The following is a 15,143-nucleotide window of genomic DNA, read 5'->3' on the forward strand; positions in this document are numbered from 1 at the left end:
CGGCCATCATGCGATACATAACCTTCTAATAGACCGCCAACCAAGGAGACTGTCATGACCAAAATTGTAGATATCAGTGCACTGGAAGTACTCGATTCACGCGGTAACCCGACGGTGCTAGCGCGTGTGCGCCTTGAAAGTGGGGCGACGGGCGAAGCCTGCGCACCCAGCGGTGCTTCTACCGGTTCGCGTGAAGCGCTTGAGCTACGTGACGGTGACAAAGCACGCTATCTCGGCAAAGGTGTACTGGCAGCTGTCGATGCGGTCAATGGCAAAATCCGTGAGGCGCTGCTTGGTATGGACGCACGCGATCAGCGCGGTCTGGACGATGCCATGCTGGCGCTGGATGGCACTGACAACAAAGCCACTCTGGGTGCGAATGCAATTCTCGCGGTATCGCTGGCGGCCGCTAAAGCCGCGGCTAACGCCAAGGGCGTGCCGCTTTATGCACACATTGCCGAGCTTTACGGTCAGCCAGGTCAGTACAGCATGCCCGTGCCGATGATGAACATCATCAACGGCGGCGAGCATGCGGATAACAACGTGGATATTCAGGAGTTTATGGTGCAGCCGGTCGGCGCCAAAAACTTCCGTGAAGGCCTGCGTATGGGCGCTGAAATTTTCCACGCGCTGAAGAAGGTACTGTCTTCCAAAGGCCTGTCTACTTCTGTGGGCGATGAGGGTGGCTTTGCCCCTGACCTGGCGTCCAATGCGGATGCCTTGGCTGTCATCAAACAGGCGGTGGCGGATGCTGGTTATTCGCTAGGCAGTGATGTCACGCTGGCACTCGACTGCGCGTCGTCTGAGTTCTACAAGGATGGCCAGTACAATCTTTCCGGTGAAGGTAAAAGCTACGATGCACAAGGCTTTACTGACTACCTGGCAGGCTTGTGTGAAGACTATCCGATTGTCTCTATTGAAGACGGTATGGATGAGTCGGATTGGGATGGTTGGAAAGCCCTCACCGATAAGCTGGGCGATAAAGTGCAGCTGGTGGGCGACGATCTGTTCGTTACCAACACCAAAATTCTTAAGCGCGGTATCGACGAGCAGATTGGTAACTCGATTTTGATCAAGTTTAACCAAATCGGTTCGCTGTCTGAAACGCTGGACGCCATCAAGATGGCTCAGGATGCAGGCTTTACTGCGGTTATTTCGCACCGCTCCGGTGAAACAGAAGACACCACCATTGCTGATTTAGCGGTGGGCACCTGTGCAGGCCAGATTAAAACCGGCTCCTTATGCCGCTCTGACCGGGTTGCCAAATATAACCGCTTGTTGGTGATTGAGTCAGAACTTGGCGATGTCGCTTATCCCGGCTTGAAGGCTATCAAGGGCCAATAACGGGATTTGTTAGCAGCCTTGTAAGAAATGTCGCAAGATTTTGTAAGACATGTCCTACAAAAACCGACGAAAATCGCTCGATATGGGTAGGAAAAATAGAAGTTTTCGTCTAATTTAAGTTTATCTAATTGATTTTAAGTTGTTTTTTATTGAAGGGCAGGCCGCTTAGGCTTGCCCTTTTTGTTATAGGCCGCCTTGAGATGACGTTGTTATCTGCCACAATGCATTCAGGACAGTGGAGGCAGGGATGCTTTAGACAGAATGCAACGCAATGGGGTGTAAACAGGCACACCGAATGACACACTGAGGTGAATTTCGGTAGGGAAGCGGCCTGAGGAAGTTGACACATGGAGCGGTCAGAGGAAGTGTTTGGAGCGGGCGACCTAAGGGTCGCCTTTTTTTGTGCTTACGTTTTATACCTACGTACGTTGAATACCTGGCAAGAGGGTTGTTCCCGGTGTTTCTTACAACCGGCCGACGCAACCAGCCAAATGATTCCTAGGTTATAAGTAAAATCCATTTTTATTCTTCTTCGCTATTACTTACCATGGCCCGCAGAATTAGCAGGCTATGCTTCTGCTGCTGCGCTTGTCACACGGTACATCGTTGATGTGCCGTTTTTTGTTATTCAGGAGGTGCGTTACATGCATGGGTTGATTGCGATCAACGTGTTGGTCTTTATACTGGCGATTGCACTGCTGGCGCGTTGGCAGCGGCGTGGTGCCAGCCTGTCTCGCGTGGTGCTTGCAGGCCTGGTCGTTGGGGTGGTGCTTGGCGCGCTATTGCAATGGGGATACGCCGGTTCAGAGGTGCTTGAGGGCACCATCGACTGGGTAAACCTGGTAGGCGGTGGCTATGTCCAACTGTTAAAAATGATCATTATGCCGTTGGTGCTGGTGACCATTTTATCTGCTGTTACGCGCTTACATGATGCCAGTGCGCTGGGCAAGATTAGCCTGGGGGTACTTGGCATGCTCATGCTGACAACGGCGATTTCTGCCGTTATTGGCATTAGTATGACTCAGCTGTTTGGATTGTCTGCCGAGGGGCTGGTACAAGGCGCTCGCGAGCTGGAGCGCGGCCAAGCGATTGTCGAGCGCAGTGTTCAGGTGGCAGATCTGACCATCCCACAGCTTCTGCTCTCGTTTATTCCCAGCAATCCGTTTCAGGATTTAGCGGGCGCACGACCCACCTCCATTATCAGTGTGGTGATCTTTGCGACGTTTCTCGGCTTGGCCGCTCTGGGCATCAAGCGTGAAAATGCCGCGATTGGCGGCAAGCTTATCGAAGGCATCGATATTGTGCAGAAGTGGATCATGCGTTTGGTGCGCATGGTGATCCGCCTTACGCCCTACGGGGTACTGGCGTTAATGGCCAAAGTGGTTTCTACGTCGAACCTCAACGATATCTTTAATCTGCTCGGATTCGTCGTTGCCTCCTACGTTGGCTTGGCACTTATTCTGGTCATGCATGCACTATTTTTGATGGGCGTTGGGGTTAACCCCAAACGCTATTTTCAGAAGGTCTGGCCGGTACTCACCTTTGCCTTTACCTCACGTTCAAGCGCGGCCACGATTCCTTTGAATATCGAGGCGCAGGTAGACCGGATTGGCGTACCCCCTGCGATTGCCAACTTTTCAGCCTCCTTCGGAGCGACCATCGGCCAAAACGGTTGCGCGGGGCTTTATCCGGCCATGCTGGCCATGATGATTGCGCCCACGGTGGGGATTGATCCGTTTTCACTGGAGTTTCTGGCAACGCTGGTACTGGTCGTGACGCTGGCCTCGTTCGGCATTGCCGGTGTTGGCGGCGGGGCAACCTTTGCCGCGATTATCGTGCTCTCAACGCTTGATCTACCGATTGCTTTGGCGGGGCTTCTCATCTCGATTGAGCCGTTGATTGACATGGGCCGCACCGCCATCAACGTCAATGGTTCAATGACGGCGGGTACGGTGACCAGTCGTTTGCTCAAGCAGCACGACGCGGCTATTTTTGCTTCCAACGATGACCAGTTGGACGAGCCGAAAGCAGCGTGATTCAACCGACAAATTAAGCAAGCTACAAAAAGCCGCCTTCGGGTGGCTTTTTGCGTTTGTCACGTGCGTTATCCTTGAAGAGGAGGGACAAGCAGATATAAAAAAACCAGCGCGGACGCTGGTTTTTAAGCCGATGGCTAACGACACGGTACTAAAAGCGTGCTGTGTTATCGCTCCAGCTTGTCGATCTTGCCGCTCTTGCCATCCCACTCTTCGGCATCCGGCAAGGCATCTTTCTTTTCAGCGATGTTGGGCCACACTTCGGCCAGCTCAGCGTTGATCTCGATAAACGGTTCTTGCCCATCCGGCAGCTCATCCTCTGAGAAGATGGCTTCGGCCGGGCACTCAGGCTCGCATAGCGCACAGTCAATGCACTCATCCGGGTGAATCACCAGGAAGTTGGGGCCTTCATAAAAGCAATCGACCGGGCAAACCTCTACACAGTCGGTGTATTTGCATTGGATGCAGTTTTCGGTAACGACAAACGTCATCGCGCTATCCCTCTTGCGGGACCGGGGGAGGTCCCGGTCATAGGTCAATCATGAATGGTTATAAAACGGCTGTTTCTTATAAGCTAAAAAGTATGGGCGACATTCTAGTGGCGCCCATACCTCACGGCAAGCACTTGGCTATCTTCTCTTGTACCGGTTACAACAAATCTCGCCATTGATAGACCAATGCCAGCGCCTCGCGGGGCGATAAATCATCAATGTCGGCACGCTCCAGTGCTTCTAAAACCGGATGTGGCGCACTGGCAAATAGATCGTTTTGCTGAGGTGACGGGCTATTGGCAGGAGCCTGTTGTGCCGGGCCTGGGCGCGCCTGATGAGTGTCTACATCGCGCTGTTCCAGGGCAATCAACTTTTCACGGGCGCGCTTGATAACGTGGCTTGGAACACCGGCTAGTTGGGCGACCTGTAAGCCGTAGCTTTGGCTGGCCGGGCCTGCCTCAATGCGATGCATAAATACAATGCTATCGCCATGCTCTGTAGCGGTTAAATGAATATTTTCCACGCCTTCGGCCTGCTCGGGAAGGGCGGTCATTTCAAAGTAGTGCGTAGCAAAGAGCGTCAGTGCCTGCGCCTGCGCCAAGTGCTCAGCGCTTGCCCAGGCCAAGGAAAGTCCGTCGAAAGTACTGGTGCCCCGGCCGATTTCATCCATCAGCACCAGGCTATGCTCTGTGGCATTGTGCAGGATATTAGCCGTTTCGGTCATCTCGACCATAAAGGTGGAGCGCCCACCGGCAAGGTCATCCGAGGAGCCTATGCGGGTGAATATCCGGTCGACAGGACCAATCTCAGCCGCATCGGCAGGCACAAAGCTACCGCTATGGGCTAGCAGCGCGATCAAGGCGGTCTGGCGCATATAGGTCGATTTACCGCCCATATTGGGGCCGGTAATAATCAGCATGTGACGATCAGGCGAAAGCACAACGTCATTGGGCACAAACGGCTTGTCGCTGACTTGTTCTACCACTGGGTGGCGGCCAGCGGTAATGCTAATGCCGGTCGCGTCGCTCAGGGTCGGGCGCACCCAGTTAAGCGCATCGGCACGTTCGGCAAATGCACACAGTACATCAAGTTCGGCAAGCGCCCGGGAAGTGCTTTGTAGCGCCATGAGATGTTCGTTGAGTTCGCTTAGCAGGCGCTCATACAGCCACTTTTCACGGGTCAGTGCGCGTGACTTGGCGGAAAGCGCTTTGTCCTCAAACTCCTTGAGCTCGGGGATAATAAACCGCTCAGCATTTTTCAGCGTTTGGCGGCGGATGTAATCAGCCGGTGCTTGCTGGGCCTGGGAGCGGGGTAGCTCTATAAAGTAGCCGTGCACCCGGTTGTAACCCACCTTGAGGTTGGCAAGGCCAGTACGCTCACGCTCACGTAGCTCCAGTTGAACCAGGTAACTGCCAGCGTTTTCGGCCATACCGCGATGTTCGTCAAGCTCGGCATCATAGCCATCGGCAATCACACCGCCATCGCGGATCACCACCGGTGGGTTCTCGATCAACGCCCGGCTCAACTGGTCGGCGATATCTGGATAGGGGCGAATATGCGGACGCAAATTATCCAGCGTACTGCCGCTTTCTACGCCACCTAACTGCTGCTCAAGTGCTGGCAACGTATTAAGGGCGTCTCTTAAGCGGGCCAGGTCGCGTGGGCGGGCGCTATAGAGCGCGACGCGGGCCAAAATACGCTCTACATCACCCACATCATTGAGTGTGTCGCGTAGCGTCATGTATGCAGCATCGAGGCTTAAAAGCGCCACCCCCGCCTGGCGGCCCTGCACGGTTTCACGCTGGCGTAGGGGGCGATTCAACCAGCGCTTTAAAAGCCGCGACCCCATGGCGGTGGTGCAGGTGTCCAGTACGCTGGCAAGCGTATTGTCCGTGCTACCGCCAAGGTTGATGTCGATTTCTAAATTACGTCGGCTGGCAGCATCAATGACCACCGCATCATCACGGTTTTCAACGCTGAGTGCCGTTACGTGGGGCAAGCGCGAACGTTGAGTATCACGGGCATAGTCAATCAGTACCCCGGCGGCCACCAAAGCGGTGGTAAGGTGGGCGCAGCCAAATCCACGCAGGTCCTGAACTTCAAATTGGTCGCACAGGCTGCGATTGGCGCTTTCCAAATCAAACAGCCACTCGCCCTGGCGACGCAAGCTGCGCTTCTGCGACCACACGTCGGGCAGCGTCAGGCTCTCAGGCACCAGTAGCTCGGCAGGTGAAAGGCGGGTCAGCTCGGCAAGCATTTCGGCTTCGCTCTCGACTTCCAGCACGCTAAAACGCCCGCTGGATAGCTCAAGCCACGCAAGCCCCCAGCGGTCGCTGCCGGGTGCCAACGCGACCAGCACGTTGTCGCGCCGGGCATCCAGGAGCGCCTCATCATGCAGTGTGCCGGGTGTTACGATGCGCACGACTTGCCGCTCAACCGGACCCTTGCTGGTTGCCGGGTCACCAATTTGCTCGCAAATGGCCACGGATTCACCGGTAGCCACCAAGCGGGCCAGGTAGCCTTCGGCGCTATGATAAGGAACGCCCGCCATCGGGATGGGTTTGCCACCGGATTGGCCACGCTGGGTAAGCGTGATATCCAACAGCGCAGCCGCGCGCTTGGCATCATCAAAAAACAGCTCGTAGAAGTCCCCCATCCGGTAGAACAGAAGGACGTCAGGGTGTTCGCGTTTGATCTTTAAATACTGCGTGATCATGGGCGTATTGGGGGGGATGGCCTGTGACATGGGCGTCCTGATTGAGCGTGGCGTAAGCGCATCTCGCTTACGGCATGTTCATTAAATAAAAGCGTTAAATACGTTCTTTGAGCGATTTCGTTGAGAAAGCTAAACGCAGTATTCTACGCTGACTGATATCTTACATGAAGGAGCGACCATGACGCCCAGCATAACGAGCCTAAAAAATCTGGATTTGTCCCTGCTGGCGCAGCGGCTTGGAAAGCTTTGCCAGCAGCTGGATATAGAAGTGACCACGGCAGAGTCGTGTACCGGTGGTGGCATTGCCAGTGCGATCACCTCGGCTGCAGGTAGCTCGGCCTACTTCACAACGGGTTACGTGACGTATGCTAATGCGGCTAAAACGCGGCTGATCGGTGTCTCAGACGTTACACTACACACCCATGGCGCTGTCAGTGAAGCGGTGGTGAATGCCATGGTGGCCGGTGCCTGCCGTGATAGCGGCGCGCAGTTGGGCGTGGCGGTCAGTGGTGTGGCAGGCCCCGGGGGCGGCAGCGATGAAAAGCCGGTGGGTACGGTGTGGTTGGCTTGGGGCGATGTTAATCACCAGGAAGCCAAATGTTTTCATTTTCCCGGTGATCGCCAAGCGGTACGCGAGCAGGCCGTTCGCGAGGCGTTGGCAGGGCTGGTGGCGCGCCTGGATATGTTGGCTGAGGGTCAGGAAGAGAAATAATCGTTAAAAACCACGTTGAGGATTTGTTTAGCGACGAATTTTTGGCATAATACTGGTTAATTATACAGTCTGTGATGAGGGTGTTTGCATGGCTCAGGATGACAACCGTACGAAAGCGCTAAACGCCGCACTTAGCCAAATTGATCGGCAGTTCGGAAAAGGCACGGTAATGCGCTTGGGTGACGCGCCTCGCGTTGTGATGCCGTCAGTCTCCACTGGCTCGCTGGGGCTGGATATTGCGCTTGGCATTGGAGGATTACCCTTTGGCCGAGTAGTCGAAATCTTTGGCCCTGAATCCTCCGGTAAAACCACCCTGACGCTTTCCGTGATTGCTCAAGCACAGAAGCAGGGCAAGGTGTGTGCGTTTGTCGATGCCGAGCATGCGCTTGATCCAAGCTATGCGGAAAAACTGGGCGTTAACCTCGATGATTTGCTGGTTTCCCAGCCGGACACGGGTGAACAGGCGCTTGAAATCACCGATATGCTGGTGCGCTCAGGCGGCGTTGACGTGATTATTATCGACTCCGTGGCAGCGCTTACTCCGCGTGCGGAGATCGAAGGGGAAATGGGAGATACCCACGTAGGCCTGCAAGCACGTTTGATGTCTCAGGCGCTGCGTAAAATCACCGGTAATATTAAAAACGCCAACTGTTTAGTGGTCTTTATCAACCAGATTCGCATGAAAATCGGCGTTATGTTTGGTAGCCCGGAAACCACCACAGGCGGTAACGCACTGAAATTCTACTCCAGTGTTCGGTTGGATATTCGCCGCACCGGCTCGGTGAAATCGGGCGATGAAGTCACCGGTAACGAAACGCGCGTTAAAGTAGTTAAAAACAAGGTAGCACCGCCGTTCCGTCAGGCCGAGTTCCAAATTCTTTACGGCAAGGGTATCTACCATGCCGGTGAGGTGGTCGACTTGGGCGTACAGTGCAACCTGGTTGACAAGGCGGGTGCCTGGTATAGCTATAAAGGCAGCAAAATCGGTCAGGGCAAGGCAAACGCGGCTCAGTACCTTGAAGAGCATCCGGCCATTATGGAAGAGATCGAAAGCCAGATCCGCGAACAGTTGCTTGCCAAGCCTGACCCCAAGAAAGAAGAGGCATCGGCTGCTGATGTTGCCGCCGATGCTGACGACGACCTGCTGTAACGCTTATGTTTGCTTCGTCACGTGATGCCACTCCACGCGACATCGCACTACAGCTGCTATCTCGGCGCGAGTACTCTCGCGCTGAGATAGCGCAAAAGCTAAAACAAAAAGCCGTTGCTACTGCTGACATTGAGGCGTGCCTGGACACCCTTGAAGAGCAGGGGCTTCAGTCAGACGTCCGCTTTGCTGAAAGCTTTATCCGTTCACGCATTGTGCGCGGTCAGGGCGTGATACGGATTAAAGGCGAGCTGCGTCAACGCGGCATCAGCCAGGAAATAGTGGCAGAAACCCTCGCTACCGTAGAAGAGAATGAAGGTGTCGATTGGTTTGAACTGGCCAGTGATACCTTATCGCGACGCTTTTCCTCCCCCGGTGAATCCCCCAAAGAGCGGGCCAAACGAGAGCGCTTTCTAGCGTCACGAGGCTTCGATTTTGAACAAATTCGTTACGCGCTCTCTTGCCTGTAAAGCCTTCTTTCATCACTATTGTGGGTTATCGATTTCTGACGTCTTTAGCTCTTAGCCATTAACTGCCGCTTTAGTCGTTAGACAACTGCGCTATAATGGCGCTTTTGCGACCCCAGCGGGTAGCGGCGACAGCGCCCTGGGGCATCATGCTTTATTGTTACGGATACCCTATGAGAAGCGCAGAGATTAGACAGGCCTTTTTATCCTTTTTCGAAGAGCAAGGGCATACCATTGTGCCCACAAGCTCTCTGGTGCCAGGTAACGACCCGACATTGTTGTTTACCAACGCGGGCATGGTGCCGTTCAAAGATGTGTTTCTTGGCCGTGACCCACGCCCTTATGTGCGTGCCACCTCATCTCAGCGCTGCGTGCGTGCCGGCGGTAAGCATAACGACCTGGATAACGTTGGCTATACCGCACGCCACCATACGTTTTTTGAGATGCTGGGTAACTTCAGCTTTGGTGATTACTTCAAGCGGGACGCTATCCGATTTGCGTGGACGTTTTTAACCGAAACGCTGGGCCTGCCTAAAGAGAAGCTGTGGGTCACCGTACATATTAGCGATGACGAGGCCGAGCGCATCTGGAAAGATGAAATCGGCATCGACCCGGAGCGCTTCTCCAGGCTGGATGAAGATAACTTCTGGCAAATGGGCGATACCGGCCCCTGCGGCCCCAGCTCAGAGGTCTTCTTTGATCACGGCCCTGACGTATGGGGTGGTCCTCCCGGCAGCGCTGACGAAGATGGCGACCGCTACATTGAGATCTGGAACCTGGTCTTTATGCAGTTTGATCGCGATGCCCAGGGCACGCTGAACCCGCTGCCCAAGCCCTCTATTGATACCGGTATGGGGCTTGAGCGGGTAGCGGCCGTTATGCAGGGCGTGCACTCCAACTACGAGATCGACCTGTTCCAGAATTTGCTCCAGGCGGCCGCCAAGGCGACCGGGCATTCCGATATGGCAACGCCTTCGCTACGCGTTATTGCGGACCATATTCGTTCGTGTGCATTTTTAATCGCCGACGGCGTGCTGCCTTCAAATGAAGGCCGTGGTTATGTGCTGCGGCGCATTATCCGCCGAGCGGTTCGTCATGGTCACAAGCTGGGCGCCACCAAGCCGTTCTTCTATACGCTGGTGGATGCACTGGATGCCGAGATGGGCGATGCCTATCCCGAACTGCGTGAGGCGAGCGCCCAAATTGCCCGTATTTTGCTGAAAGAAGAGGAGCAGTTTGCGCGCACGCTGGACCACGGCATGGGCTTATTGAATACCGCGCTTGAGGAGCTTGATGGCAACGTGCTGTCGGGTGAAACCGTGTTCAAGCTGTATGACACGTACGGTTTCCCGTTTGACCTTACGGCGGACGTTTGCCGTGAGCGCGGTGTGACGTTGGATGAAGTTGGTTTCCAGCGCGAGCTTGACGCTCAGCGCGAGCGTGCCCGTGCGGCCAGCCAGTTTGGCGCCGACTACAGCGCCTCTATTGAGCTGGATGGCGAAACCCAGTTTACGGGGTATGACCAGCTTGAAGATCAGTCCACGGTAACTGCTATTGTGGATAGCGAAGGCAACGCCCTTGTCGCGCTGGAAGCAGGCCAGAAAGGCACTGTCGTATTAGATCGTACCGCGTTTTATGGTGAATCGGGCGGCCAGGTGGGTGATACCGGCTACTTATACGTAGAGGGCGGCCGCTTCGAAGTTACCGATACACAAAAGCAGAACGGTCATCATCTGCACCAGGGCGTGATGATAGAAGGCACGTTGAACGTGGGGGCCAGCGTTCGTGGCGAGGTTGATGCCAGCTTGCGCTCTGCGACCATTCGCAACCACTCGGCCACTCACTTGCTGCACAAAGCCTTGCGCATGGTGTTGGGCGATCACGTACAGCAGAAAGGCTCACTGGTAAATGCAGAACGTCTGCGCTTCGATTTCAGCCACTTCGAGCCTCTGAGTGCTGATCAGTTGGCAGAGGTGGAGCGCCTGGTTAACGAGCAGATCCTTGCTAATGCGCCGACGTACGTTGAGCAGATGAGCCTGGAGCAAGCCAAGGCCAAAGGGGCTGCGGCGTTGTTTGAAGCCAAGTATGCGGAAAATGTTCGCGTATTGACGATCGGTGCTGACGGCTTTTCGATTGAACTGTGTGGCGGTACTCACGTTGCACGAAGTGGTGATATCGGCTGCTGCCATATCGTCAGTGAAGTAGGTATTGCCTCTGGCGTGCGGCGCATCGAAGCCATTACCGGCGAGAATGCGTTGGCCTATTTCCGCGAGCAGGAAGCGCGCGTTCAGCGGTTGGGTGATCGCCTGAAAACCAAGCCCGAGCAGGTGGAAGCCCGCGTTGAGTCATTGGTCGAGCGTAATCGTAGCTTGGAAAAAGAGCTTGAGCAGTTGAAGGCTAAGCTTGCAAGCGCTGCGGGTAGCGACATGCTGAGCCAGGCGCAGGAGATCGGCGGCGTTAAGCTGCTGGCGACTCAGTTGGAGGGAGTATCCGGTAAGGATCTGCGTGGCGTGCTCGACCAACTCAAAAACAAGATTGGCTCTGGCGTTATTATCCTGGGCGTTGCCGATGAGGCGGCGGGCAAGGTCAGCCTGATTGCAGGCGTGACTCAAGACCTGACCGAGCGCGTTAAAGCCGGTGAGCTGGTTAACCATGTCGCCTCGCAAGTTGGCGGTAAAGGCGGTGGTCGTGCTGACATGGCGCAGGCGGGTGGCAGTCAGCCAGAAGCGCTGGCTGGCGCGTTAAGTAGCGTCCCCGCGTGGCTGGAAAACATACTTAGCTAATCACAAAGGCCGGTGGCAATTATCTGCAACCGGCCTTTTGCTAACTTAATATAACTACTTTCATCCCCCATTCCCGGACGAATAGGAAAAAACGGCATATGGCACTATACGTACAGAAGTTCGGTGGCACCTCGGTAGGTTCTGTTGACCGTATCAAAGCCGTGGCGGAAAAGGTCAAGGGCTTTCGTGACCAGGGCCACCAGGTCGTGGTCGTGGTCTCCGCCATGAGCGGAGAGACCAACCGGTTGACCGATATGGCCAATGCGCTTAATGATGACCCTGCCCCGCGTGAAATGGATATGCTGCTCTCGACCGGTGAGCAGGTAACTATTTCATTGCTCGCCATGGCGCTCCAGCAGGTTGGCGTTGCGGCCACTTCGCACACCGGTGCCCAGGTCGGTATTCATACTGACAATGCTTACACCAAAGCGCGTATTCAGCGCATTGAAACCGAAGACCTTAAGGCTGACCTCGACGCAGGCAAGGTCGTGGTTGTGGCTGGTTTTCAGGGTGTTGATGAAGACGGCAATATCACTACGCTAGGACGTGGTGGCTCGGACACTACCGGGGTGGCGCTTGCTGCGGCACTCGGCGCCGATGAGTGCCAGATCTATACTGACGTTGATGGGGTTTACACCACTGACCCCCGCGTATGCACCAAGGCACAGCGCCTGGAGTGCATTACGGTGGAAGAAATGCTGGAGCTTGCAAGCCTGGGCTCCAAAGTGCTGCAAATTCGTGCGGTAGAGTTTGCGGGCAAGTACAACGTTCCCCTACGGGTACTGTCGAGCTTTGAAGATGGCCCCGGTACCCTAATTATTGCAGATGCTGACCAAGACGAGGACTCCATGGAAGAACCGCTGATTTCCGGTATCGCGTTTACCAAAAATGAAGCCAAACTGACACTGCTGCACACGCCCGATGTACCAGGTGTTGCGTCGCGCATTCTTGGCCCTATCGCTGATGCCAACATTGAAGTCGATATGATCGTGCAGAACGTAGCACCGGCGGGTGACTACACCGACTTTACCTTCACCGTGGCGAAGGGCGACTACAAGACCACCAAGAAGCTGCTTGAAGAAACGGTCATTCCTGACCTGGGCGGCGGTGAGCTGCGTGGCGATGACAATATCGCCAAGGTATCCCTGGTCGGTGTTGGCATGCGCTCTCACGCCGGTGTTGCCTCGAAGATGTTCCGCGTTTTGGCTGATGAAAACGTCAATATCCGTATGGTTTCCACCTCTGAAATTAAAATCTCAGTGGTGATTGATGAAAAGCATATGGAACTTGCCGTTAACGCGTTACACAAGGCATTTGGCCTGGATAAGTCAGACATAGAATCTGAATAACATTTCTGCCTTAAACCTTCTACGCTGAAAAGGTACTCGCTACTTGCCGGTGGTGAGCTTTCTTTCAACGGGAGGTTTGGGTGTCATGGAGTCAGAGGCATTGGTTAGCGCGCCGCTATGCCGCATAATGGCTTAGTGGCGCCTCTGGTGGACACAGCCCGTTGTATAAAACGTCTGAGAAGGAGATCAGCCATGCTCATCCTAACCCGCCGAGTTGGCGAAACATTGATGATAGGTGATGAAATCACCGTCACAGTGTTAGGTGTGAAAGGTAATCAAGTGCGTATCGGCGTCAATGCGCCGAAAGACGTGGCTGTACACCGTGAAGAGATCTATCAGCGCATCCAGCGCGAGCGTAGCAGTGAAGAAAGCGAAGCAGAATAAATGGTCGCTTTTATCGCGCCCAATACAGGGCGTATCAACGGTAAGATGAAGCTGGCGCGAAAAAAATCGGCATAGGACTAGACAGCAGTCGCTGAAATCGGTAACATTCGCGCCGTGCTGTTGAGGAGAGGTGGCCGAGTGGCTGAAGGCGCTCCCCTGCTAAGGGAGTATAGGGTTTATAGCCCTATCGAGGGTTCGAATCCCTCTCTCTCCGCCAGCCGCACATTAGAAGATGCGCCCGTAGCTCAGCTGGATAGAGTACCTGACTACGAATCAGGGGGTCGGAGGTTCGAATCCTCCCGGGCGCGCCATCTTCTAACCTGATGTAAGGCGGAAGCCTATAAGTATTTCATTACAAGTATTTAAGCATAAGCACTTCATCATGTTTAGTAATGAGTATTTACATCACTAAAGCGCCCGTAGCTCAGCTGGATAGAGTACCTGACTACGAATCAGGGGGTCGGAGGTTCGAATCCTCCCGGGCGCGCCAGATTCTAAACCCGTTCTCTTTTATGAGAGCGGGTTTTCTGCTTTCTAGCCTGACCAGGGCGGCTCGCGCTTTGGTTTTGGATCGTTTTAAGCGCCCCGCATTGCGAGGGCGCTTTTTTTTGGTCAATGCGCTTGCTTAGTGGCAGCTGACAGCCGCCTCAGAGTGCGCTGTGTCGATGACCAGGCTTTTAAGCAGGGTATCAAGGTCCGTTAGGCGTTTAACCCGCTGAAAGTGCTGGTTGGCTTCTTCATTGCCCTGACGCATCTGTGCGAGCCACTGCTTTACCAGCGAGACCACAACCCGGTCGGGCAGATGCTGCCGCTGAAGGTGCGCGTACTCCTTGATCACGCTGGCACGCATTGGCCATGTGGTTTCAGGCAGTCGTTCACCGGTTCGCTGCCAGTGCCGGATACGTGGCGCAAGCCAGGGGTCTGCTAGCGCGCTACGGCCTAACATCACATCTCTGCAGCCTGACAGGGTGCGCGCTTTCCAGTACGCCTCCAGCGTCCATATATCGCCATTGGCAACCACGGGTATCGATACCTGCTGGCGCACTCGGCCGATCCACTCCCAGTGAGCCGGAGGGCGATAGCCTTCATCACGTGTGCGGCCGTGAACAACCAGGCGAGCGGCACCGCCTGCCTGGGTCGCCTGGGCGCAGGCGACGGCTAAGCGCCGGTCTGAAAAGCCCAGGCGGATTTTAGCGGTGACCGGAATTTGACCCTCAAGTGCTTCGGAGACGGCCTTCACTGCCTGGTAGACGCGTTCTGGGCGGCGTAGTAACGAGGCGCCTCCATCATGCCGATTAACCAGCTTGGCCGGGCAGCCGAAATTCAAGTCCACGCTGACAGCACCCAGCGCTAACGCCTGGCGAGCATTTTCAGCCAGCGCCTTGGGGTCAGAGCCAAGCAGTTGCAAATGCACGGGAATGCCGCTGGCGGTCGCAACAGGGCGGTTGGTAAGCTCAGGGCAGTGCTTGTAAAACACTCGGGGCGGGAGGCGCGTGTCGACCACGCGGACAAATTCGGTAACGGTCCAATCAAAGCCTTCCTCACGCGTTAATAAGTCGCGGGTGAGGGCGTCGATAACGCCCTCCATCGGGGCGAGGCCAATTTTTCCGTTTTGTAGTAAATTAACAACCATGACTTCCACTATGGCGCGATTGCGTTTTATGCTGGGTGTGGCAGGTTAGTGTATTACTTTGACGGCGCCAAGGGGCTTTTA

Annotated in this window: 11 protein-coding genes and 3 tRNA genes; 11 read left to right on the forward strand and 3 right to left on the reverse strand. The window is 55.0% G+C overall.

Annotated elements, in window-relative coordinates:
* Positions 1-54: 54 nt before the first annotated feature.
* On the forward strand, positions 55-1,344 hold the full coding sequence (gene eno, locus ACT3TJ_RS11800; RefSeq protein ID WP_444665755.1) for a phosphopyruvate hydratase: 1,290 nt from the start codon (positions 55-57) through the stop codon (positions 1,342-1,344).
* A 644-nt stretch (positions 1,345-1,988) separates the two neighbouring features.
* A complete protein-coding gene (locus tag ACT3TJ_RS11805; protein ID WP_193055333.1) occupies positions 1,989-3,380 on the forward strand; it encodes an L-cystine transporter in 1,392 nt (463 codons plus the stop codon).
* 167 nt (positions 3,381-3,547) lie between these two features.
* Here the strand turns inward: ACT3TJ_RS11805 and fdxA are convergent, their stop codons facing one another.
* Together fdxA and mutS are read right to left on the reverse strand one after the other, a co-directional pair.
* A complete protein-coding gene (gene fdxA, locus ACT3TJ_RS11810; protein WP_087107940.1) occupies positions 3,548-3,871 on the reverse strand; it encodes a ferredoxin FdxA in 324 nt (107 codons plus the stop codon).
* Between the two features lie 157 nt (positions 3,872-4,028).
* Positions 4,029-6,617: a DNA mismatch repair protein MutS gene (mutS, locus tag ACT3TJ_RS11815; protein ID WP_193055334.1), complete on the reverse strand. Its 2,589-nt coding sequence runs from the start codon at positions 6,615-6,617 to the stop codon at positions 4,029-4,031.
* Positions 6,618-6,765: 148 nt separating this feature from the next.
* Here mutS and ACT3TJ_RS11820 point away from each other — a divergent pair, with 148 nt between their 5' ends.
* The 9 genes from ACT3TJ_RS11820 (at position 6,766) to ACT3TJ_RS11860 (ending at position 13,919) form a co-directional block, all read left to right on the forward strand.
* Positions 6,766-7,299, forward strand: a complete 534-nt coding sequence (locus ACT3TJ_RS11820) for a CinA family protein (RefSeq protein WP_087107945.1) — start codon at positions 6,766-6,768, stop codon at positions 7,297-7,299.
* 88 nt (positions 7,300-7,387) lie between these two features.
* Positions 7,388-8,449, forward strand: a complete 1,062-nt coding sequence (gene recA, locus ACT3TJ_RS11825; RefSeq protein WP_087107947.1) for a recombinase RecA — start codon at positions 7,388-7,390, stop codon at positions 8,447-8,449.
* Positions 8,450-8,454: 5 nt separating this feature from the next.
* Complete coding sequence (locus ACT3TJ_RS11830) at positions 8,455-8,916, forward strand: regulatory protein RecX (RefSeq protein ID WP_444665757.1); 462 nt, start codon at positions 8,455-8,457, stop codon at positions 8,914-8,916.
* A 170-nt stretch (positions 8,917-9,086) separates the two neighbouring features.
* A complete protein-coding gene (gene alaS / locus ACT3TJ_RS11835) occupies positions 9,087-11,696 on the forward strand; it encodes an alanine--tRNA ligase (RefSeq protein WP_444665759.1) in 2,610 nt (869 codons plus the stop codon).
* Between the two features lie 98 nt (positions 11,697-11,794).
* Positions 11,795-13,045, forward strand: a complete 1,251-nt coding sequence (locus ACT3TJ_RS11840; RefSeq protein ID WP_087107953.1) for an aspartate kinase — start codon at positions 11,795-11,797, stop codon at positions 13,043-13,045.
* 192 nt (positions 13,046-13,237) lie between these two features.
* Complete coding sequence (csrA, locus tag ACT3TJ_RS11845) at positions 13,238-13,429, forward strand: carbon storage regulator CsrA (RefSeq protein WP_087107955.1); 192 nt, start codon at positions 13,238-13,240, stop codon at positions 13,427-13,429.
* A gap of 124 nt (positions 13,430-13,553) precedes the next feature.
* Positions 13,554-13,646: transfer RNA gene (locus tag ACT3TJ_RS11850), tRNA-Ser, on the forward strand.
* A gap of 17 nt (positions 13,647-13,663) precedes the next feature.
* Positions 13,664-13,740 (forward strand) — tRNA-Arg (locus tag ACT3TJ_RS11855).
* A 102-nt stretch (positions 13,741-13,842) separates the two neighbouring features.
* A tRNA-Arg gene (locus ACT3TJ_RS11860) sits at positions 13,843-13,919 on the forward strand.
* A 135-nt stretch (positions 13,920-14,054) separates the two neighbouring features.
* Here the strand turns inward: ACT3TJ_RS11860 and ACT3TJ_RS11865 are convergent.
* Entirely contained in the window at positions 14,055-15,062 is a 1,008-nt protein-coding gene (locus tag ACT3TJ_RS11865) for a tRNA dihydrouridine synthase (protein WP_444665761.1), read from the reverse strand.
* Between the last annotated feature and the right edge of the window lie 81 nt (positions 15,063-15,143).

Origin of the sequence: Halomonas sp. AOP30-A1-24, assembly GCF_052378165.1 — a bacterium.
Lineage (GTDB): Bacteria > Pseudomonadota > Gammaproteobacteria > Pseudomonadales > Halomonadaceae > Vreelandella > Vreelandella citrativorans.